Below are 21,816 nucleotides of genomic sequence, written 5' to 3' on the forward strand. Positions count from 1 at the left end.
GGGGGAATATTGATGTTGCTAGGTTCTCACGTATCCATGAGCGGTAAGAAAATGTTACTTGGTGCAAGTGAAGAGGCACTTTCTTATGGAGCGAATACATTCATGATTTATACAGGTGCGCCGCAAAATACGCGCCGTAAGCCAATTGAAGAATTGAATATTGCGAAAGGTCTTATGCATATGCAAGAACATGGCATGAGCAATATTGTCGTCCACGCGCCATATATTATTAATCTTGGAAATACGACAAAACCCGAAACGTTTGAGCTTGGTGTAAATTTCCTGCAAGAAGAAATTAAACGTACTGCAGCACTAGAAGCAAAACAAATTGTCTTGCATCCAGGTGCGCATGTCGGTGCAGGAGTAGACGCTGGGATTGCGAGAATTGTGGAAGGGTTAAATGAAGTACTTTCACAAGATTATCCAGTTCAAATTGCACTGGAAACGATGGCTGGCAAAGGCACTGAAATCGGCCGCAATTTTGAAGAGCTTGCGCGTATTTTTGATGGTGTAACGAATAACGAACGATTATCCGTTTGTTTCGATACATGTCATACACATGACGCAGGCTATGATGTCGTAAATGATTTTGATGGTGTATTAAATGAATTCGACAAAATTATTGGCTTAGATCGATTAAAAGTACTGCACATTAATGATTCCAAAAACGTACGTGGTGCTGGGAAAGACCGTCACGAAAACATTGGTTTTGGTGAGCTTGGTTTTGAGGCGATGAACTATATTGTGCATCACCCACAGTTAATGCACGTACCGAAAATTTTAGAAACGCCATTTGTAGGGGCAGACGCGAAAAATAAGCAAGCGCCTTATAAAGAAGAAATCGCCATGCTGCGAGATGGCAAGTTCCAACCAGAGCTAATCGACGCAATGCGCGGGTAGTTTTGGTGGAGGAATTTCAATAGCTAGCAAAAAGGTCTATCAAATTACAATTTGATAGACCTTTTTGTTTTGATTTAAAATGAGTAAATCCTATATAGACACCTAGAATTATTAGCAGGGCGGCAATTCTGATATCTGGTAACTTATCATAACGATAAGCGCGTGGGAAACCTTTCCCACCTCAAATATTTTTTAGTTAAATCACTATATCTATATTCAGTTTATCAGGTGTTTTTCTGGAAAAGACAGATAGTGTAAATTGGCTCAAAATTGGGTTGCGATATACTAACGTAGAAATTCATTATATTTCTCATAAATAAAAAAACGTCCTTACCTTAAATAGATTTCTGTAAATCTGTTTAACAGTAAAGGACGTTTTTATTTATATATCTTCAAGAGGATTTTTTCTGAGGATTAAATACAATAAAATATTTTCTTTCCTACCTATAAATAGCCCCAAATCATACATAATATTGTACCGAAAATTGTTACGAGCGCAATTATTAATGCATAATAGATATTTGTATAGATGGCAGATTTATCTTCTGTTTCACCAGCATGCATAAAGACGACCAATTGTAGGCCAGCCTGAATAAATGCTGTAACCAATAAAATCGTCATAATAATTGGAAATGATACGCCATCTATAAAATACACACAAGCAGCAATGATGGTAAGAATGATTGATAATGCAAACCCCATTACTTGTTTAAGTGGAAATAAATCACTCATTTTATACCATTCCTTTCAAGTAGATGAAACTGAAGATAAAGATCCATACAACATCTAAAAAGTGCCAGTATAAAGAGAAGATGAATGATTTATTGGCTGTTTCAGGTGTTAATCCACGTTTTATCAGCTGGTAGACGATGAGCAGCCCCCAAAACACACCAAATGTGACGTGAGCACCATGTGTTCCTAGTGTTGTTAATAGAGCAGCGGTAAAGGCACTAGTCTGTAATCCCGCACCAACATGAACATAATGAATAAACTCGTAAACTTCGAAACCAAGGAATGCTACACCGAGTAATAGCGTGATTACATAGAATGTTATCATAGCTTTCGTATAGCCCTTTCTCATTGCGTGGATACCTAGGCCAATTGTAAAGCTACTCGTTAAGAGAATAAAAGTTTCAAATAAAACAGGTGTGATTTCAAAAATTTCTGCTCCTGTAGGGCCATTTCCTACACGGTCTCCTAATACAAAGTAAGCTGCAAAAAGTGTTCCAAAGAGCATAATTTCAGCACCGATAAAAACCCAGAAGCCTAATATATTCATTTGATTTTGCTGTGTACTATATTCTAGCGGCAGCGATCGATCAACCTTCATTATTGAACACCTCGCATTTTCTTTTCAGTTGCTTTAATTTCTTCTACAGAAACATAATGTCCTGGATCTTTTTCCAACGAACGGAGAGCCATGCAAATAAAAATACCAATAGTTGTGAGAATAGCTGGAATCCACATACTAAATACAAATGAGAAGCCCCAGGCGAAGAAAATGCAACCTAATATGAAAGGCACACCGCTATTATTTGGCATATGAATTTTTTCATATTTCTCTGGGAACAACTCATGCTGATTGTATTTTGCGTCCCATAAAGCCTCTGTTGAAATAACATGAGGGACCTTTGCAAAATTGTAATAAGGCACAGGACTTGGCGTAGCCCACTCTAATGTGCGTGCATCCCATGGATCTGAACCGATGTTTCTTGGTGAGTAACGAATACTGTAGTACACGTTGTAAACAATTAGTGCAAACCCAATTGCAAATCCAATTGCACCAATGAAAGAAATCATATTCCAGATGCCAAAACCAGTAGACTCAGTATAAGTGTACATGCGACGTGCTTGTCCATCTAAGCCTGAAAAGAACATAGGCATAAAGGCTAGAAGTGTACTGATTGCTATAATCCATGCTGTCAATTTACCGATTTTTTCATTCAACATAAAACCAAACATTTTTGGGAAGTAGTAATGTAAGCCTGCTAACATCGCAAATACAACACCTGGAATAATCACCATATGGAAGTGGGCGACAAGGAACATTGTATTATGATATTGATAGTCAGCTGCTGACATTCCAAGCATTACTCCAGTTACACCACCAATTGTAAAAGTAGGTATAAATAACATGGAGTAAAGCATTGGAGTTGTAAATACAATCTTCCCTTTCCAAAGGGTAAACAACCAGTTAAAAATTTTTACCCCTGTTGGAATGGCAATTGCCATTGTAGTAATCGAAAATATACTGTTAGTTAAAGCGCCTTGTCCCATCGTAAAGAAATGGTGTGTCCATACTAAAAATGATAGGAAGGAGATGATCACCATTGAGCCGACCATCGATTTATAGCCATAAAGATTCCGTCCAGAGAAAGTAGAAATAATCTCACTGTAAATACCGAATGCTGGCAATATCAGTATATATACTTCAGGATGTCCCCAGACCCAGAAGAAATTCGCCCACAGCATATCCATACCACCGTCGGATGTTGTGAAGAAATTTGTGGCAAGTAATCGGTCAAAAGTCCCCATAGTCAAAGCTACAGTTAAAACGGGGAATGCGAAAACGATAATCACATTTGCAACAAATGAAGACCAAGTAAACATTGGCATTTTCATTAATGTCATGCCCGGAGCCCTCATTTTGAGAATTGTTACAATCATATTAATACCGGTAATTAATGTACCGAGACCTGAAATCTGTAGAGCAAATAAATAATAGTTAGTTCCTACTGATGGACTAAATTCGTTATTAGCGAGTGGGAAATAATTTGTCCATCCAGAATCAGGCGAGCCACCTATAACAAAAGAAATGTTTAGTAGCATTGCCCCCATGAAGAACAACCAAAAACTTAAAGCATTCAAACGTGGGAATGCAACGTCTCTAGCTCCAATTTGTAATGGCACAATGTAGTTCATAAATGCCATAATAAATGGCATTGCCATAAAAATAATCATTACTGTTCCATGTGTTGTGAATACTTCATTATAATGCTGAGCATCTAGTAACTTATTGTCAGGGACAGCCATTTGAGCACGCATCATAATAGCATCCGCGCCCCCTCGGAAAAGCATGAGGATAGCAGAAATTAAATACATAATACCGATCCGTTTATGATCAACGGTCGTTAACCATTCACGCCATAGGTAGCCCCATTTTTTAAAATAAGTTAATCCAACAATGATTGCTATCACGGTAAGACCAATTGCTACCATCGATGCATAAATTGCAGGACTTGGATGGGGTATAGCAAATCGTTCAAAGTAATCCATATTACTATGACTCCTTTCAATGTAAACATTTTAGTAAATTAGGTAATTTCGATAATTTAATGATTGTTTTGTAGAGATTTATTATCTTTAGATTCAGCTTTCTCATGTTGATGTCCGCCGTGTTCACCCTCTGGTGGTGGTAAGAAAGTTAAATGCGTTCCATTAAATGTTGATTGACCAACATGTCCAGGTTCTAGCAATGTATTAAATTTTTCTTCAGTTAACATATCAGCCGTTTCCTTTACTTCCTTAACCCAATTATCATATTCAGCTTGTTGAACCGCTGTAACGTTGAACGTATTCTCAGCGAATCCTTTCCCGTTAAAGTTTGCATTTCTCCCCATATACTCTCCTGGCATATCAGCAGCTAAATGCAACGTATTCACCATATCGGCCATTGCATATTTCTGGCCACCTAATTGAGGAATCCAAAAACTTGTAATTGGTCCATATGAGTAAAGTTTAAACTCAATTGGGCGCCCAACAGGAATATATAAATAATTCACTGTTTCAATATCTTCCTCTGGATAACTAAAATGCCATTTCCAATTAGATGTTGAAGCATAAACCACGAGTGGCTCTTCATTTTTGTATTTTTCTGGAGGTGATTCCACCTTATAATTACTTTCAACTGAAATTATTGAAAGGTAGGCGACAATTAAGACCGGGATTCCGACGCAAATTACCTCAACCATTATGCTCCCTTTAATATGGGGAGGTTTGTAATTTGGACTTTGTTTAGAAGCCCTAAATTTGATTAGCATATAAGCTAAAATTACAAAAACAATAAGTACGATAAAGGACATAATTCCTATCGATAGCATAATGTCTTTGGCTTGTACTTGAGCTTGAGGTCCTTTTGGGTCCAAGACTAACAATGGGTCACAACCAGTTAGCATAGTGACAATAGTGAAAAAACCGATTAACTTGATCCATCTATTTTTCATAAACAAACCCCTTTTAATTATTATTTAAAGTGTTTTAGGCTACTATGGGTTTGAGTGGAATTTGATTCACAATTGATTTTTATGATAGTTGCACAAAATTTTAAAAACAAGGAGTTTTGAAAGATAACACAAAATGTTCTAAAACCAAAAAAATAATTTTAGTATAATTTTGATGTGATGAACATACGTCAAACTGGGGTTTTTATATGAAAATGTAAATTGAAATTTTAAATGGATGGTAATGATAAACTAAAAGTGGATGGTCAATTTTAGACGGATATATATTAATATTTATTATTTTGATTGTCTGACAATGGCAGAAAATAAAAGGAATATTTTAATAAGTTTGGTAGAAATAATGAGGTGAATATATATGGATTGGAAACCCGATAGAAAAGCAAAAAAGGCGATCTATAAGCAACTCGCAGAATATATTGAAAAAGGAATTGCCGATGGTACATTTCCACCTGATAAACCATTGCCATCAGAGAGAAGTTTGGCCAATGACTTGAATATAAATAGAAGCACTGTAGTAAATGCATATGACGAATTAGAATCGATGGGGCTAATTGAAAGAAATAGAGGCAGTGGTACTACTATTAGTAAAGATATTTGGGGTATAACAAAAAAACGGATACCTAGTTGGAATAGGTATATTGTGGCGGGCTCCTTTTTACCTAACTTACCTGTAACACAAAAAATAAGAAAAGAAACTGTTGATCATCAATTAATAAATTTAGCTACTGGTGAATTGTCAGAAGACCTTTTCCCGAAAAGTTTTTTAAGAGAGATAACTTCGACACGTTCTTTTATTGGAAGCCTAGGTTACGATCATCCGCAGGGGAGTGAAATACTTAGAACAACCCTTACGAAACACATGAAAAAAAGTCGGGGAATCGAAACTCATCCTACTTCAATACTTATAACATCAGGAGCCCAACAAGCATTGCATTTAATTGTACAATGTTTGTTAAAGCCTGGAGATGCAATAGCAATAGAAGATCCTTCTTACAACTATAATCTGACAATTTTTAAATCAGCAGGTATACAAATTCATTATCTACCTGTCGATCGGGATGGAATTAACCCTGAAGATTTGCAGTCATTATATAAGAAACACCGGATTAAAATGATTTTTTTGAATCCAGATTTTCAAAATCCAACGGGTTCTTTATTGAATGAAAAGAAAAGAAAAGCTATTTTGGACATATCCTCAAAGCTTGGTATACCCGTAGTGGAGGACGATCCTTATAGTTTAACAGCTTTTTCTGGGGAGAAAATACCAACCCTTAAATCACTAGATAAGAACGGAAACGTATTATATATTAGTTCTCTATCTAAAATTGTTGCTTCAGGATTGAGAATAGGGTGGATTATTGGCCCAACATCGGTAATAGAAAGATTGTCCGATGCAAAGCAACAAATCGACTTTGGCCATTCTAGCTATACACAATGGATTGCGAATGATTTTTTAGAATCAACTAATTTCAATGTTCATATGGAAAATTTAATAAAAGAGTTAGAAAAAAGGCGAAATAAAATTATTAAAAGTCTTAATATATATTTAAAAGACCAGGTGGAGTATTCTATTCCTAACGGTGGTATTCATATATGGTGTAAAATCCTTAAAAATTATGATGAAATTGAATTACTTGAAGAGTCCATTAAAAGAGGTGTCATGTATGTACCAGGTTCTACAATGGGATCTAAAAATGGATTTGTTCGTTTTACTTTCGCGAAAGAAGATGAAGATTCAATTGATGAAGGAATCAAAAGATTTGCCGAAGCTCTTAATTGTTTTTAAACATATACTTTTGAAAAAGCACCTTTTATATTTGAAGAATTAAGGTTTGATAACTATTCCTATTTTGTTAATTTTTTGTCATTGGATGGTCGAAAAAGTTTTCGAGTGGAGGGTTTAAAATACTTTTAAATTATTTATGATAGTGACATGGATAAAACAATCCATTTAGGCTACTTAATATCATTGAAGTGTGGGTTGATTCACAATTATCTCCACAGGCAATGAAATATTTATATTTAGGGAAGGTGATAAACTAATTCAGATTATAATTATAGTGAAATAAAAAGATTAAGAGGTAATTTCTACTGATTAGTAGTGTTTCAATTGTTATTTGAAAAGGTTGGTATTTAAAATAATGCTTCGCTTTAGAGAGATATCGTAATTATGACCAACTAAACATATACTCTAACAGTCTTTTATAACATTTGCTGCTGTTAAGAAAAAATCAGGGCAATTTGCCTTTAAGTATATTTTAAACTGAGTTATTTAAATAATTTAGAGCTTTTCCGGCTCTAAATTATTTAAATGACAAGAAAAAGAGCGTTATCCCAAATCATTAAGATGGAGAAATACTCTTTTTTATACAACAAGAAAACAAGGGTCTTATCAGAGGGACTCTATCAAGCGGTTCCCATTTGTCCCAGACGATAATTTTACATTTTTTACGATCAAATGAGTATGAAGGGGAAAAACAAAAAAGTATGAATTAAAGAAACAACGGGCAATGAAGGTTAAAGAATTCCTCAGTCAAGAAATATATGAAAAAGTATGGACCTACTATCCCTCCAAACGCAAAATACCCTACATTTCAACCGTTCCATTAAATTATCAAATGATGGCGGCGCACTTTCTTTGGATACAGGAGAATTGATTTTTCGTGAATTTGATGAAAAATTAGGTTTCTCAAAATAATCGCCGAACATCTCCAATGGTGTCATAGATTTTATGCGCTCACTCATGCAATAATCTAACGAAGCGTTTCCCGTAAAAGCATAAAGGGGATCCAAATCCAAACGATTCGAATGCGTCTAATATAAAGTGGCAAGTAAATTAGGGAAGTCTGCCCAAAAATCAGTGTATTCCTAAGACTCGCTTCTTCCCTCCTCCTATTCGGCTATTTTTCTCTGCCGAAGAAACTCTCATATCAAAAATCTACTTACATTTATAAATGCTTAGCCAGTCTAACAAGCACATACTTTATCAGAATCCATAATGGTAAGTTTACATCAACAGGAAAAATCCTTTAGTTCAACTTAAATTCTCTATTTAAATTAAAGGATAAAATTAACACTTGTAAAAACGAACAATTGTTCTTAAAATAAAAAAGAGAACATACGTTTTATTTGGGGGTGTTTTTATGATGGACAGTCCGTTGCCGAATCGTTCAATTATTTGTATTGATATGCAGTGCTTTTATGCAAGTTGTATTGCGATGTTGGAGGGGCTGGATGTCATGAAAGTACCGATTGCAGTGATTGGTAATTTTCAGCAGCCTGGAAGTGTCGTACTAGCGGCATCTCCACCTATGAAAGAAAGATTTCGTATTAAAACAGGAAATAGACGTTATGAAATTCCCAATCATCCTGACATCCGTTTATTTGAGCCTAAGATGTCATTTTTTTTAGATATGTCGATGGCGATAACAAAGCTCATTGCACAGTTCGTTCCACGTGAGGCGATTCATGTGTATAGCGTTGATGAGAGTTTTATTGATTTGACAGGTAGCGAGACGCTATGGGGGTCTCCCGAAAAAATGGCAAAGGCGATTCAGCAAGCGATTTTTCAGCAATTTCATATTCGTTCTGCCATTGGGTTAGGTCCGAATATGTTAATGGCCAAGTTGGCACTTGATTTAGAGGCCAAAAAAGCGGGCTTTGTAAAATGGACGTATGAGGATGTGCCGAAAAAATTGTGGCCAGTTCGCCCGCTCTCTAAAATGTGGGGAATCGGTCATCGGATGGAAGTAAACTTGAATAACATGGGGATTTTTACGGTCGGGGGTTTAGCTAATATGAACCTAGAGGCGCTTGAGCAACGATTTGGTGTAATGGGCAATCAGCTCTATTATCATGCCCACGGGATTGATTATTCGACCTTTGGTGAGCCGATTGTTAGTGGGCAAATTAGTTTCGGAAAAGGGCAGATGCTGATGCGTGATTATGCTACACGCGCTGAAATTTGTGTGGTTCTGCTTGAAATGTGTGAGGACGTGGCAAGGCGTACACGTACAGCTGGTTATGTAGGACGTACCATTTCACTTGGGCTGTCTTATAGTAAAGCCGCGATGACGAAAGGTTTTTACCGTTCGAAAACGATAACGGAACCGACAAATGAAACGTTGGCGATTTATAAGACGTGTAAAGAATTACTCGATACACATTTTGCTGGGGAACCGGCGCGTCAGCTGTCAGTACGGATTTCTAATGTAGAACAAGAGCGTAGTATTCAACTTGATTTATTTGATACAGGCAAAGAGCAGCGTTTGCTTTTAGGGCATACTGTAGACAGCATACGAGAGCGATTTGGTGCGACATCGGTTTTACGTGCCGTTTCTTTTACGAAACCAGGCACAGCGATTTCACGCGAACGTTTAATTGGAGGGCATCTTGCGTAAAGGAGCGTAGAAGGAAAATGAACAAAGACCGAGGTACGATAAAATGGACGGCAATGATGTTACCAGAGCATATTCAGCGTTTGCGTGATTGGGAAAAAGAACTAGCGTACACATCACCAAAAGAAAAAACAGAATGGGAACTAGAAGATTTGCAGCAAACAATTGAACAAGCATATAAGCAAAAGCTAGCGGTTACTTTTTCAATTTTTAAGCAGGGGACATGGTCTGTGGAATTCGGGGTGATTACAGCCCTCCATTTGGCCAAAAAGCAGCTGTTAGTTGAAACAGAAACGGCTGTAAAGAAGCTTGATTTTGCAATGATTCAAGCAGCACAAGTAGTTGATGGCTATGATTAGTTTAGAGGATCGACCGATTGTGCATGAGTTTATTGTGCTTGATCTGGCCATCCGCTCTCTTCAGCAAGACTATACAAAGCTGGAGGGTTTGAAGATGCATGCATTTTATAGTCGTTGGACGGATTTGTTAATGAAGAATCTTAATGAGGCGTATATTGTGCAAAAAAGACAGCTAGCGAACAAGCGTATACGTATTGTTCGGTGGATGAAAATTGATGCATATTTTAGTGATGTAATTATAGCTACGGCTGGTGAAGATATAGTGCTTCGCTATGCAAACCAAGCGTTAAAAACGGAAGTAGAGCAATTGCTCATACAAAAGGCAACTTCAGTATAAATCTTTTAATCAAATATCGAATTTCAATAAAAACAGGCAGTAATAACAAAGGCTAAACCTTTAATCGTTACTGCCTAATTCAGGCGTTATGTCTACTAAAGGTGAATAACATGACTATTAAAGCTCTTTAACTTCGTTATACCCGTTTTCCATCATCGTAATCTTTCCTTTAATTAATTCTTCCTGCAGATTATATGATTTTGACGTTTTATTTTCCATCCCTAGGGATGACGAATGAAAGGAACTACAAGAGAAGATAAAAAAATCGTCAGGTACTTATGTATTAAGGCTTATAATATAAACATTTTCATTTTGAACAAAGCCAGTTGCTTAATTTACTCGCCCAAACTTTTTTCGAAAATTTACCTGCAATCTCACAGACAGCCGTATGTAGAGTAACAAACCGGGTCACAATATAGAGCTCTTGAGCAAACTTTATAAAGTTTGCTCAAGAGCTCTATTTAATCAGCGACTTTTATAATTGGATAGTAGTGATAAGTAATTTAATTATTCTGATAAAAATTAAAATTCTGATATACGACTTTTAAAGAGGGTATTTAATTAGTTAATTATGCATGGTTCACGAAGGAGTTAAAATAATAAAGTAATAATCAAGGGTAATTGGACCTATATAAAATATGTATATTATGGTTTTTTAAAGTAATAAGTGACTATATGCACTCAAAAAATAATAGGTTTAATGGTATAGTATATAATCATTAGAATTATATGGATATATTTTTAGGTAGTAGGTAAAAAAATGAAATAGAGTTAAATAAAATAAAGATTAAAAAATTTATTATAAAATATAGGAGGAAAAAAATGTTTCGTAACCTTAAATTTTTTACAAAAAATATACTAGTTACTATTTTAAGTATTTTGATTGTAGGTGTAATTCTTATTGGAGTAAGTTATTTTATACAAGGTAGTTTATTAAAGGAACAACTTAGAGATCAAACAAGAGGAATTTCAGAATCATGGTACGAAAAAATTGAAGGTAACGAAGTTGAAAAATTAATGCAAGATGAAGATACTCAAAGTGAAATACATAAAAAATATACAGATATGTTCAACAAAATGAGTGAATACAACCCTATTGTAGCTCAAGGTTATATTTATGGTGTTGAATTAAGTGGTGAAAAAAAGAATGAAACGTCTTTAATTTCTTTTGATGATGCAATTTGGGAAATGTTTAAAGGGGAAGGTTTTGAACCTGGTGTTTTATATGAGCAGCCTGAAGTAGTCGTACAAGCTTTAGAAGTATTAAAAGAAACAGGTAAACCGGAATTCACAGAAATATACAAAGATGATTATGGTACATGGCTAACATTTATGTATCCAATTTTTAATGCGCAAAAGGATTTAATTGCCTATTATGCAATTGATGTAGATGCCTCAAGTGTTGGTGAAGGGCAAGCAGGACTATTAAAATGGTCTTCTATTTTATTAGTTGTATTATTAATGTTGGTTATAATCCTGCAGTATTTTATCGTTAAATCTCAATTAAAACCTTTAAACTATTTATTAAAAGGAATTAATAAAGCAAGTAAAGGTGAGTTAATAGCTAATTTACCAGAAGGAAGAGATGAATTAGGTACTGTTAATGCAAGATTTAATGAAATGATCACATCTTTAAGTAATATGGTTAATGGTGTAACGAATACGGCCATAAAGGTAAAAGATGATTCAAGACAATTAGAAAAAGCATTCAAGTCAACGTATGATTCTTCTGAAAAAATTACGAATTCTATTAATGGTATGAAGACGAACTTAAAAGGGCAAGAAACTTCGATTGAAGAAGCGGCTCGTTCGATGGAAGATATGTCTATTCAAGTCCAGAACATTGCTACAGATGTAGCGGAAGTTTATAAATATGCCGAAGAAGTTACTTCATATTCAGAAAATGGTAACGATATCACGTCTGAGGTTGCGAATCGAATGGAGTCTATCGTTGATGATGTAGCAAATTCAAATAAAAATATTGAGAATTTAGTGGAATTATCGGATGAAATTGGTCAAATTTTAGAAGTTATTACTGATATTTCGAGTGCTACGAATTTATTAGCTTTAAATGCGAGTATTGAAGCGGCTCGAGCAGGAGAGCATGGTAAAGGCTTTGCTGTAGTAGCGCAAGAAGTCAAAAAACTTTCAGAGCAGTCTGCTAAATCTACTGAAGGTATTCGCGAGCTTGTCAGCCGTGTTCGAGAAGCGGTAAAAGAAGCGGAATCCTTTATGGAGAATATTAAAAAGGGTGTTGATGGCGGTAAAGCATCCACTCAAAAAACAAATGAAATGTTTAATAAAATTTATGAATTCAACAAAGAGATTAATATGAAATTACAATCCGTGTCGTTAGCAACGGAAGAGATTTCTGCAGGCGTAGAAGAATCAGCTGCTATGATTATTACATTATCTTCAAATGCTAAAGAAATTGTAGATGGGTATCAAGGCATTGTAGATAATGTTGAAAATCAGCAAAGTACTTTAAGTGACATCAATAGTATGTCTGAGCATTTAAATATGACATCTGAAGAATTAGAAGAGGTAGTGAAAAAGTTTAAAAATTAGCACGGTTATTTTGATTATTTGGAAGAGGTTAAAAATTAAATGGAAACTATTTTAAGTAAATTTAAACAAGTTGTTTCAAAGCAAGGAAATTCTATTGCATTAAAAGAAAGAAATCGACAATTAACTTATTTGGATTTAGATAGTGAATCGAATAAAATTGCTAACTATTTAATTTCAAATGGTCTTAAAACTGGAGATTTTGTTGCAATCTATTTAAAAAGAAGTATTGATACGGTCATTTCATTACTAGGAATTATAAAGGCTGGGGGAGTTTATGTTTCTTTAGATCCTACACATCCAAATGATCGAAATAACTATATCATTGAAGATATTAATACTTCATTTATTATAAGCAACATGGATTCGTTACAAAAAACAAAAGGGTTACAGTTAAAAACTTCGATTAATATTTTACTTTTAGAAGATTTAAAGACGAATTTTGTACCAGAACGCTTTGAATATGTAAGTGACAGTATAGATGATGTATGCTATACAATCTTTACATCAGGTACTACTGGTAAGCCAAAAGGTACGCTAATTCGCCAACAAGGTGTTGTTAATTTAGTTCATTACATGCAAGAAAATTGGCAAGTAAATGAGCACGATAAAATTTTACAATTTGCTACCTATAGTTTTGATGCATCTGTATTAGATACTTTTCTGTCACTTTTGACAGGTTCTTTATTGTATTTAATTGATGATGAAGAAAGAATGGCTGAAAGTAATTTTTTAGATGTTGTGAAAAATGAAGAAATAACAGTGATTCCAGTACTGCCAACAGTTTTTTTTAATCGAATTGTAAATCATCTAACTGAAGATAACTCGAATTTATTCGCCTCTGTCAAACTAGTTGGTGTAGGTGGAGAATTATTAACGGGTGATTTAGCGAGAAAGTTTAAATCGAGTTTTTGTGGTGAGACGAGATTCTTTAATTTATATGGACCAACTGAAATCACAGTAATGGCAACTGCATATGAAGTACCTAAAGATTTGCCTAGTGATGTATATAGTGTTCCAATCGGGAAGCAACTACCTGGGAACAAAATTTACATAGTGAATGAAGACGGCAAAGCATGTGAAGAAAATGAAGTAGGAGAACTTTGGATAGCATCTGTCGGTATTTCTTTAGGTTATTTAAATAATAGCGAAAAAACGGAAGAAGTATTTATCAAAAATCCATTTGATCCTGATCTTTATGAGGGAATTGTATATAGATCAGGGGACCTCGTGAAAAAATTAAAAGATGGTAATGTTGAATTTGTTTCTAGAATGGATACTCAAGTGAAAATTCGTGGGCATCGCATTGAAATTGCTGAAATTGAAACAAAAATGAATGAAATTGAAAGCGTTGAAAATGTGGTTGTTGTAGTAGAAAAAGAGGACGGCGACCAAATTTTGAAAGCCTTTTTTACATCAAACAAACAAGTTGACCTTACTTCGATAATCGATGCCTTGAAAACAGATTTACCTAGTTACATGCTGCCTACAAAATTGCGACAACTAGCTGACATTCCTTTTGCCCCGACTGGTAAAGTAGATAGAAAGGCTTTAGAAAAAATCGAAGCTGAACGTGTGTCACTTTCGCGGTCGGAACAATTCATTGCGCCACGTAATAAGGTGGAAGAAGATATTGTAGATGTTTGGAAAAAAGTACTGAAAATTGATGAGATTAGTGTCATTGATAATCTATTTGAAATTGGTGGTCACTCTTTAAAAGTGATTGAAATTTTATCGCACTTAAAACAAACGTACCCAGCTTTAACGATTAAAGATTTCTTCGATTTGAAAACGGTAGAAAATTTAGCAAATAAGGTTTTAAACTCGTCAGATGTATTAGAAGAACAGTTTAATGGTGAGTTTACACATTTGGCCGAATACCCAAAAATGCCAGTGAATGAAGAATTACTAGAAGCACAAACAATTTTTGTAACGGGCTCGACAGGTTTCTTAGGTAGTCATATAGCGAATAAATTGATTGAAGAAGGAAAAAACGTCATTTTGCTTGTACGGGGGGAAACTGCAGAAAACCGTATAAAAGATACGATGACCAACTATTTTAATAAAGAATTAAGTACAAAAATTACGATTGTAAATGGTGATTTGACGAAGGCGTATTTTGGTCTTCCAAAAGAAGCATTTATGCAATTAGCAAGAAAAATTGATGCGATTATTCATTCAGCAGCTGATGTAAGGCATTTCGGTGATAGAGAACATTTTGAAAAAGTGAATGTTCAAGGAACGAAAAATATTTTTGAGTTAGTCGATTTTAATTCGAAAATTGCCTTCCACCATATTTCTACTGTGGGCGTTATACAAGATTTATTAGCAGAGGGAAAATGGAATTTATTAAAGGAAGCGACTGAAATACCTGAACATTTACAGCTAGAGAGTGTTTATACAGATACAAAAATGTTAGCTGAAAAATGGATATTAGATAAAGCAAAAGAAGGTAAACAAGTTTTCATTTACCGAATGGGTAATTTAACAGGTCGATATAGCGACGGGCGTTTCCAAAGTAATATTAATGAAAATTCATTTTATCGAATGATGAAGCTGATGATCATGGTTAATAAAGCACCTAAAGTACAATGGATGGTGGACTTCACACCAATTGATTTTGCAGCAGAAGTCGTTGTGAAATCTTTACTGACAGCAAAGCATTTTGGGCGTGTCTATCATGTATGTCACCCAAACCCTATTACGTTTGAGCAGTTTATTTCAATTTTAAATAAGTTGGATTTAGATATAGAAATGGTAGAAAAAGCATATTATGATGAATATGTTTTAAGTGGAAACGTGAATGAAGAAATAAAGAACCTAGCGGTTGCTCAGCTAGATGGTGATGGTGCTATTGATTCACCTGCTATATTTGATAGTAAAAATACGATGAAGCATTTAGGCATGAGTCAATTACCTCTATTAGAAAAAGAGTATATTAGAAAGTTAATTGATTATGCAATTACAGAAGGCTTTATTAAAGTAGCAGTTAAAATGTAAAAAATGAGGTAAGGATATATTTTTATATCCTTGCTTTTTTTATAGGAGAAATTATTTTTGGTGAAATTATATGTAGTGAAAAATTGGTTGGAAAAAGTGAATAGGAATGAACCTAGAGCAAATTGGTCGATTATTTTAATAAAAAAAATAATGGGAAATATGGATATACAAAAATATGCAAGCGGTAAGCCATTTATTTTGAATGAAAAGCAATTTATCAATTGGTCTCATACAGATGAATATTTAGTCATTGCGTTAAGTGAATTAGGTCAGGTTGGCGTAGACATAGAAATTAGTCATTTAGCATATGACGAGCAGCTATACGGTTGGGTTTTACATAAAGAAGAAAAAAGTAAAATAGAGCAAGGTCGATTGTTTTCTGAAGTTTGGACTAGAAAAGAAGCCATTTTAAAATATACTGGTGAAGGAATTAGCGACAATATGTGTGAGTTAAACAGTTATAAGATGATGGATTTGAATGTTACTACTATGTTTTTTAGTGGATTATGTATAAGTGTATGTAGCGAGTATCAAGAAAGTATTAAGCTCTTTCAAATTTCATAAGTGGCAACATGATTTCACACGTACGTTACACTACAAGTGCCTATTTTACAATTTACCACCAGTAATTGCGGGGATGTATTATTCTAGTTACAATAATGGTGGCGGCAGGAGCAGCTTTTATAAAAAATGTACTTGTAAAAAAATCAGCTCTTTCCCAAACATGAGCATGTATAGATTCTGATAAAGTATGTGCTTGTTTCGCTGGCTGAGCCCATGTGGCACACAGGCAATGCTAGTACAAATCTGTATAGTGACTAATAAATAGCAATCCCCACTAAGTTTCGAAAAGAAATTAGTGGGGAATTTTAGCGTATATTTTATAGGTTTCTTAATCAAAATTGCAGTGTCCACTTTTGTGGGTCTTGACTACGGATACCAAAAATTCAATTTTCACCCATGATACCAACCAGTTTTTGGATTAATCGATACTACCCGGTACCACTGGCCAACACCGTCATATTGTACATAAAATTCTAGTGAGCCAACACCATTAAATGCGCCCGCTTCAACTAGTTTGAATTTGTCGCTTTTACCGACAAATTCTTTTTTTAGTTGGTTTAACGTGTTGTCTTTTATGCCTGGTACCCAGTTGTACGGGTTTTGGAATGATAAATTATGAGTCGCCACCCAACCTGTTAAACCCTCATATTGTATTTTCGACCAGCCGTACATTTCATAGCTGTACCAATCTTCTTGATCGTAACCAGTTGGTACACCTCCTACAACTTTTACGTTTGCGCCGTCTGAAATGACACCAATTGTATCATAGATTTCACCAGGTGAAGATTTGATGTCGATTGTATCCAGTGCAAATGCGCTATCAAACTCGCCTGCGTTAACAATAATTGTTTTATCGTCTGCCGTTAAAATAGCCGTTTCTTCTTTTGCGTTCCAGGTAGTTTTTACGCCAAATGATTCACTAATAAAGCGCAATGGTACTAATGTCGAACCGTTATACACTTGCGCAGGCACGTCAATTGTAACCGCTTTGTTGTTAATTTTCGTTGTTTTTGAGCCAACCTCTAACCAAATTGTCGTTTGCCCTTTTTTTGCTGTAATTGTTTTATCTTTTTGATTCCATTGAACTGTCGTGCCTAATTCTTCAAAAATAGCTCGTAATGGTACGAGGGTACGGTTGTTGACTACTTTACCGCCGTCTAATGTGACCGTTGTACTCGCACTTGCCGTTTCCCAGCTAGTGCCGCTTAACATTAAAATTATTAATAATACCGTTAAAAACTTTTTCATTTCCTCCATCCTTTCCGATGAAACATATCACTATATTACCATAAAAAGGTTTTAATTTTTACTGATTTTAATATGATATTTGTAATATTATAGGTTGTGGAAAGTACTATTTACGAACATACAGTATTTTCATAAGAGATGTATTAAGTATGAAATTTTTGTATTTTTTACTTTAATAATGAGCGCATTTAAATTTTAAAAACGTTAATTTTGATACAGGGGAAGTATAAGCTCATTAAAAGAAGATTTATGAAATTGATTCAGACAAGTAAATAGACAAAAACTATAGGGATAAGCCTGCTCAAACGTTGAATTGAGCAGGTTTTTAAATTTGTCCTCGTGTGCAATCATTTCGCAAGGGATGACTGATTTTAGCACCTAGTATTCCACCGTTCACTGAGCGTCCAATGCGATAATGCCATAGTTATTTGTGAAGTTAAAATAAGGTTGTTTAAAAGTCATTTGAAATCAAGGGAGAGTAAAATAGAATTTTATTCCATTTCCTTCTCGGTCTCTGTATAATAATATTTAGAATATTTAGACATTATTTTTATGGAAACTAAAGAACGAACAAGAAGGGAGCAAGGCAAGGGGAGAAAGTTTTCGCTCCAAAAGCGGACAGCAATTCCTCCTCCACGTATAGAAGTGGGAGTATCCTTGCTGAATTAGATGAAAAATATAAACTCTAAGGAAATAAGTTTGATTAAAATTTATATATGGGCTATTTCCTTTATAAGGCCTTATTTAAGTAAAGTTTTACTATTAATCATTTGTGGATTAATTATCTCTGTAAGCGAACTAATAATTCCAAAAATGTTTGGATATTTTATAGACGATGTTTTAAAAAATAAGAATATAAAATTATTTGCTTATTGTTTGTTCGCTATATTTTTAATATTATTACTAAAATTAATCGCTACAGCTTCGAAAGAATATTTGCAACGATACATTCAGGAAAATAGTGTGAGAGATTTACAGTGGAGTATTGTAACAAAATTACGAACTCTTGGTGTTAGTTATCTTGAAAAGAACTCTACTGGGAGAATACTCGCCCTAGTGAACACTGAAGTTGCAGCATTACAAGAATTATATAGAAGATATTTCCCTGAAATAATACAACATATTTTATTTGTTTCAATTTCTGTTTATTTCATGTTAGATATTAGTCTTTATTTAAGTGTAGCTATAATACCTTGCTTTTCCCTCTACTATTTATTTGGTCCAAAGATTGAAAAGAAAGCTTCGAATATTGCAAAAAAACTAGCGGATAGTCAAATAAATTTAGGACAAAAATATTATGAAAGTGTCTCTTTACTCAAAGAATTGAATGTGTTTAATAGCTTTGAATGGGATTTAAATAAAACATTAAAAGAGGTAGAGAATAATACAAATTTATTTACAAAGCGGTATTGGTATGCCTATTTAAGAGGATCGATTCGTCGTTTTACTTATTACTTTGGAGCTATTATTCTAATTTTATTAGGTTGTTTATTAATAAAAGAAGAAACGATATCTGCAGGGGAATTTGTTTCATTTTTACTATTATATTTAGTTACAATGCATAAATTAACATCAATAATTACTCTTTTAACGGAGCAAAAAATGCTAATGTTTCAAGCGAGTAAACTATATGAATTTACCCATTTAGAACCAACTATTATTGAACAGGAAGGTGCTGTACATTTAAATAAGATAGAAGGAAATATCAATTTTGAAAATGTCTCCTTTTGTTATACTCCTGATAATCCTATATTAAAAAATTTAAGTTTTAATATTAAGTCTGGTGAGAAAATAGCATTTGTTGGAGAGTCAGGATGTGGGAAATCGACAATTACCAAGTTGATTACACGTTTTTATGATTGTAATAGTGGGGAAATTTCAATTGATAGCAATCCAATTAACTCCCTGAGTTTGGGTACAATTAGACAATCAATTGGCATTGTCTTTCAAGATGTTTATATTTTTGGATCTACCATTAAAGAGAATATCTTATTTGGAAATCCATTCGCATCAGAAGAAGAGATAATTGAAGCATCAAAAGCAGCTCACCTGCATGACTATATTATGGAATTACCTGATCAATATAATACTAAAGTTGATGAAAAAGGGGTAACTTTATCAGGTGGACTCAAACAACGCGTGGGTTTGGCAAGACTATTTATAATGAATCCATCAATAGTATTATTGGATGAACCAACATCTGCTTTAGATAATATAACTGAAAATCATATTCAAAAATCTTTAGATAATTTTCTAATGGGTAAGACTGTAATAACCATTGCTCACAGATTAAGTACGATTCGAAATTATGATCATATATACGTACTTGATAATGGCAAGATTACTGAATCTGGTTCACATGAGCATTTACTAGCAAAGAATGGTCTTTATAAGAAATTTATAATACAAACGAAAGAAGCTGGGCTCTTATGAAGAATATGTATTGGATTTGGTATTATATTAAAAATCAAAAGTTATTATATTTTTCTTCTATTTTTTTATTAATAATTGAATCAATAAGCTTTGTTTATTCAATCACTTTGCAACAATATATTATTGATCAAATAATTATGGGGTCAGATTTTGGTGGTATTTGGATATATGTAATATTAATAGCTTTATGTTATTTAATATTCATAATATTATTTGTTGTTAATCCTTATATTCAAAGTAAAATTCATGGTCGTGTTAAATATCAATTAGTTGAGCAAGGTTTATCGACTTTATATAGTACACCAATCAATATAGTTCAGAAAGAACGAAATGCTCGCTATGTGCATTTTTTTTCGAATGAAATACCTATTGTAGCAAGATTAATAGGAGAAGATATTTCGGATATTATAAAACACTTAGTAAGTACTATTATTATTTGTGTTTTATTTTTAAAGGCATCTCCTATACTTTTCTTATCGATTCTTACTTTGTCTCTTTTCTATATAAAATCGGGAAAAAAACTATCAAATAAGCAAAAAAAAGTTTGGAAAGATATTCAAGATAAAAAATCTTCACTACTAATTGTATTAGAAGAATGTATAACTTCTACTCGTGATGTGATAGCAAATAATCGAGGTGATTGGGAAAACACGAGATATCAAAACAGTTTTATTAAATACTTTAAAAGTGTCATGTTGGAAGGAAAGCTAAAAATAAAAATGGTATTCTCACTAGAATCTATAACTTCCATTGCGCAGATTATTGTAATTGGCTATGGTGGATACCTTGTCGTTAAAGGGTCCATGACAATTGGTTTATTAGTTGTTATTTACCAACTTACATTAGAACTGCTCCATTCATTTGTAAAAGTATACAATTTAATATTTTCATTTTCAGGCAAGATGGCTTCAGTTGAAAATATTAGCAATTGGTTTAATACAAAACCAAATAAAACAAAGAATACTAAAACGATTTCCTCAATTGAATCATTAAAAATTAATAATATTTCTTTTCGGTATAATTCAGGTGAAAAATTTATATTAAGAAATTTTTCTTTAGATATACCAATTGGAAAGAAAATAGCTATAGTTGGACCTAGTGGTAGTGGGAAGTCAACTATTGGAAGTTTACTTGAAAGTTTATATGAGGTTGAGGAGGGGAGTATTCAGTCAAATAATATTAATATTACTGATATTTCAAAAGATATTTGGAAATCGAAAGTCAGTATTGTTTTTCAAGATCCATACATATTTCCAGGTACTATAAGGGATAATTTATTACTGGGATATAAACAAATTACTGATACTCAAATGATCAGTTTAGCCAAAGCAATGTGTATTGATGATATGATTCAAAAATTGCCAGATAAGTATGATAGTTCACTAGGGGAGCGTGGAATAACGATTTCAGGCGGTGAAAAACAAAGGTTAGCAATAGTTCGTGCTTTAATTAGAGATCCAGAGGTATTAATTTTAGATGAGTCTACATCGGCATTAGATGTAAACACAGAAAAAATAATTCAAAAAAATCTTGCCATGATTAGAGAAAATAAAACGACAATTATTATTGCTCATCGACTTTCTACCATTAAAGATTCAGACATCATCTTTGTTATCGATAAGGGGAAAATTGTAGAACAAGGTTGTCATTCTGAATTATTACAAAATAAATCATTGTATTATGAATTAGTGATGAATGAGATGAAAGATACTGATTATTGAATCATGCAAAACCGTGTATAGACAGTAACCCATTTTTTTTAAGCGAATATC

Annotated in this window: 15 protein-coding genes; 10 read left to right on the forward strand and 5 right to left on the reverse strand. The window is 33.8% G+C overall.

The window, feature by feature from the left end; all coding sequences use genetic code 11:
• The first annotated feature begins 12 nt into the window (after positions 1–12).
• Positions 13–900 carry a deoxyribonuclease IV gene (locus tag CSE16_RS05240; RefSeq protein ID WP_099422928.1) on the forward strand — a complete coding sequence of 296 codons (888 nt, stop codon included), beginning with the start codon at positions 13–15 and terminating at the stop codon, positions 898–900.
• A gap of 444 nt (positions 901–1,344) precedes the next feature.
• Here the strand turns inward: CSE16_RS05240 and qoxD are convergent, their stop codons facing one another.
• Genes qoxD through qoxA form a run of 4 tightly spaced genes read right to left on the reverse strand, consistent with a single transcriptional unit; the run spans position 1,345 to position 5,123 of the window.
• The gene (gene qoxD / locus CSE16_RS05245; protein ID WP_099422929.1) at positions 1,345–1,632 is read right to left on the reverse strand and encodes a cytochrome aa3 quinol oxidase subunit IV; all 288 of its coding nucleotides are present in this window, start codon (positions 1,630–1,632) and stop codon (positions 1,345–1,347) included.
• A 1-nt stretch (position 1,633) separates the two neighbouring features.
• Positions 1,634–2,230, reverse strand: coding sequence for a cytochrome aa3 quinol oxidase subunit III (qoxC, locus tag CSE16_RS05250; protein WP_099422930.1), 597 nt, complete (start codon positions 2,228–2,230; stop codon positions 1,634–1,636).
• Complete coding sequence (gene qoxB / locus CSE16_RS05255; protein WP_099422931.1) at positions 2,230–4,176, reverse strand: cytochrome aa3 quinol oxidase subunit I; 1,947 nt, start codon at positions 4,174–4,176, stop codon at positions 2,230–2,232. Before qoxB ends, qoxC begins: the two co-directional genes overlap by 1 nt.
• Before the next feature lie 56 nt (positions 4,177–4,232).
• Positions 4,233–5,123, reverse strand: coding sequence for a cytochrome aa3 quinol oxidase subunit II (gene qoxA, locus CSE16_RS05260; RefSeq protein ID WP_099422932.1), 891 nt, complete (start codon positions 5,121–5,123; stop codon positions 4,233–4,235).
• A 373-nt stretch (positions 5,124–5,496) separates the two neighbouring features.
• Here qoxA and CSE16_RS05265 point away from each other — a divergent pair, with 373 nt between their 5' ends.
• From CSE16_RS05265 to CSE16_RS05295, 7 genes are all read left to right on the forward strand, one after another.
• Complete coding sequence (locus tag CSE16_RS05265) at positions 5,497–6,927, forward strand: MocR-like pyridoxine biosynthesis transcription factor PdxR (protein WP_099422933.1); 1,431 nt, start codon at positions 5,497–5,499, stop codon at positions 6,925–6,927.
• 1,357 nt (positions 6,928–8,284) lie between these two features.
• Entirely contained in the window at positions 8,285–9,541 is a 1,257-nt protein-coding gene (locus CSE16_RS05270; protein ID WP_099422934.1) for a Y-family DNA polymerase, read from the forward strand.
• A 17-nt stretch (positions 9,542–9,558) separates the two neighbouring features.
• Complete coding sequence (locus CSE16_RS05275; RefSeq protein ID WP_099422935.1) at positions 9,559–9,897, forward strand: YolD-like family protein; 339 nt, start codon at positions 9,559–9,561, stop codon at positions 9,895–9,897.
• Positions 9,890–10,234: a YhjD family protein gene (locus tag CSE16_RS05280; protein ID WP_099422936.1), complete on the forward strand. Its 345-nt coding sequence runs from the start codon at positions 9,890–9,892 to the stop codon at positions 10,232–10,234. Before CSE16_RS05275 ends, CSE16_RS05280 begins: the two co-directional genes overlap by 8 nt.
• Positions 10,235–11,056: 822 nt before the next feature.
• Positions 11,057–12,802 (forward strand): methyl-accepting chemotaxis protein, encoded by a 1,746-nt coding sequence (locus CSE16_RS05285; protein WP_099422937.1) that lies wholly within the window; start codon positions 11,057–11,059, stop codon positions 12,800–12,802.
• A gap of 39 nt (positions 12,803–12,841) precedes the next feature.
• A complete protein-coding gene (locus CSE16_RS05290; RefSeq protein ID WP_099422938.1) occupies positions 12,842–15,799 on the forward strand; it encodes an amino acid adenylation domain-containing protein in 2,958 nt (985 codons plus the stop codon).
• A gap of 60 nt (positions 15,800–15,859) precedes the next feature.
• Complete coding sequence (locus CSE16_RS05295; RefSeq protein WP_099425754.1) at positions 15,860–16,363, forward strand: 4'-phosphopantetheinyl transferase family protein; 504 nt, start codon at positions 15,860–15,862, stop codon at positions 16,361–16,363.
• Between the two features lie 390 nt (positions 16,364–16,753).
• On the opposite strand, the gene CSE16_RS05300 is transcribed toward CSE16_RS05295, so the two are convergent.
• Complete coding sequence (locus tag CSE16_RS05300) at positions 16,754–17,611, reverse strand: stalk domain-containing protein (RefSeq protein WP_157764750.1); 858 nt, start codon at positions 17,609–17,611, stop codon at positions 16,754–16,756.
• 699 nt (positions 17,612–18,310) lie between these two features.
• Between CSE16_RS05300 and CSE16_RS05305 the strand changes: the two genes are divergently transcribed.
• Positions 18,311–20,044 carry an ABC transporter ATP-binding protein gene (locus CSE16_RS05305; protein ID WP_172954355.1) on the forward strand — a complete coding sequence of 578 codons (1,734 nt, stop codon included), beginning with the start codon at positions 18,311–18,313 and terminating at the stop codon, positions 20,042–20,044.
• The gene (locus CSE16_RS05310) at positions 20,041–21,765 is read left to right on the forward strand and encodes an ABC transporter ATP-binding protein (protein WP_099422941.1); all 1,725 of its coding nucleotides are present in this window, start codon (positions 20,041–20,043) and stop codon (positions 21,763–21,765) included. Before CSE16_RS05305 ends, CSE16_RS05310 begins: the two co-directional genes overlap by 4 nt.
• Positions 21,766–21,816 lie beyond the last annotated feature (51 nt).

It is taken from the genome of Solibacillus sp. R5-41 (assembly GCF_002736105.1).
Taxonomy (GTDB): domain Bacteria; phylum Bacillota; class Bacilli; order Bacillales_A; family Planococcaceae; genus Solibacillus.

What these genes read in the sequence shown, in the direction of transcription:
- qoxC (WP_099422930.1), bottom strand. Translation starts at nt 2,230, where the DNA reads ATGAAGGTTGATCGATCGCTGCCGCTAGAATATAGTACACAGCAAAAT.
- CSE16_RS05290 (WP_099422938.1), top strand. Translation starts at nt 12,842, where the DNA reads ATGGAAACTATTTTAAGTAAATTTAAACAAGTTGTTTCAAAGCAAGGA.
- CSE16_RS05285 (WP_099422937.1), top strand. Translation starts at nt 11,057, where the DNA reads ATGTTTCGTAACCTTAAATTTTTTACAAAAAATATACTAGTTACTATT.
- CSE16_RS05240 (WP_099422928.1), top strand. Translation starts at nt 13, where the DNA reads ATGTTGCTAGGTTCTCACGTATCCATGAGCGGTAAGAAAATGTTACTT.
- qoxA (WP_099422932.1), bottom strand. Translation starts at nt 5,123, where the DNA reads ATGAAAAATAGATGGATCAAGTTAATCGGTTTTTTCACTATTGTCACT.
- CSE16_RS05280 (WP_099422936.1), top strand. Translation starts at nt 9,890, where the DNA reads ATGATTAGTTTAGAGGATCGACCGATTGTGCATGAGTTTATTGTGCTT.
- CSE16_RS05270 (WP_099422934.1), top strand. Translation starts at nt 8,285, where the DNA reads ATGATGGACAGTCCGTTGCCGAATCGTTCAATTATTTGTATTGATATG.
- CSE16_RS05310 (WP_099422941.1), top strand. Translation starts at nt 20,041, where the DNA reads ATGAAGAATATGTATTGGATTTGGTATTATATTAAAAATCAAAAGTTA.
- qoxD (WP_099422929.1), bottom strand. Translation starts at nt 1,632, where the DNA reads ATGAGTGATTTATTTCCACTTAAACAAGTAATGGGGTTTGCATTATCA.
- CSE16_RS05265 (WP_099422933.1), top strand. Translation starts at nt 5,497, where the DNA reads ATGGATTGGAAACCCGATAGAAAAGCAAAAAAGGCGATCTATAAGCAA.
- CSE16_RS05300 (WP_157764750.1), bottom strand. Translation starts at nt 17,611, where the DNA reads ATGAAAAAGTTTTTAACGGTATTATTAATAATTTTAATGTTAAGCGGC.
- CSE16_RS05275 (WP_099422935.1), top strand. Translation starts at nt 9,559, where the DNA reads ATGAACAAAGACCGAGGTACGATAAAATGGACGGCAATGATGTTACCA.
- qoxB (WP_099422931.1), bottom strand. Translation starts at nt 4,176, where the DNA reads ATGGATTACTTTGAACGATTTGCTATACCCCATCCAAGTCCTGCAATT.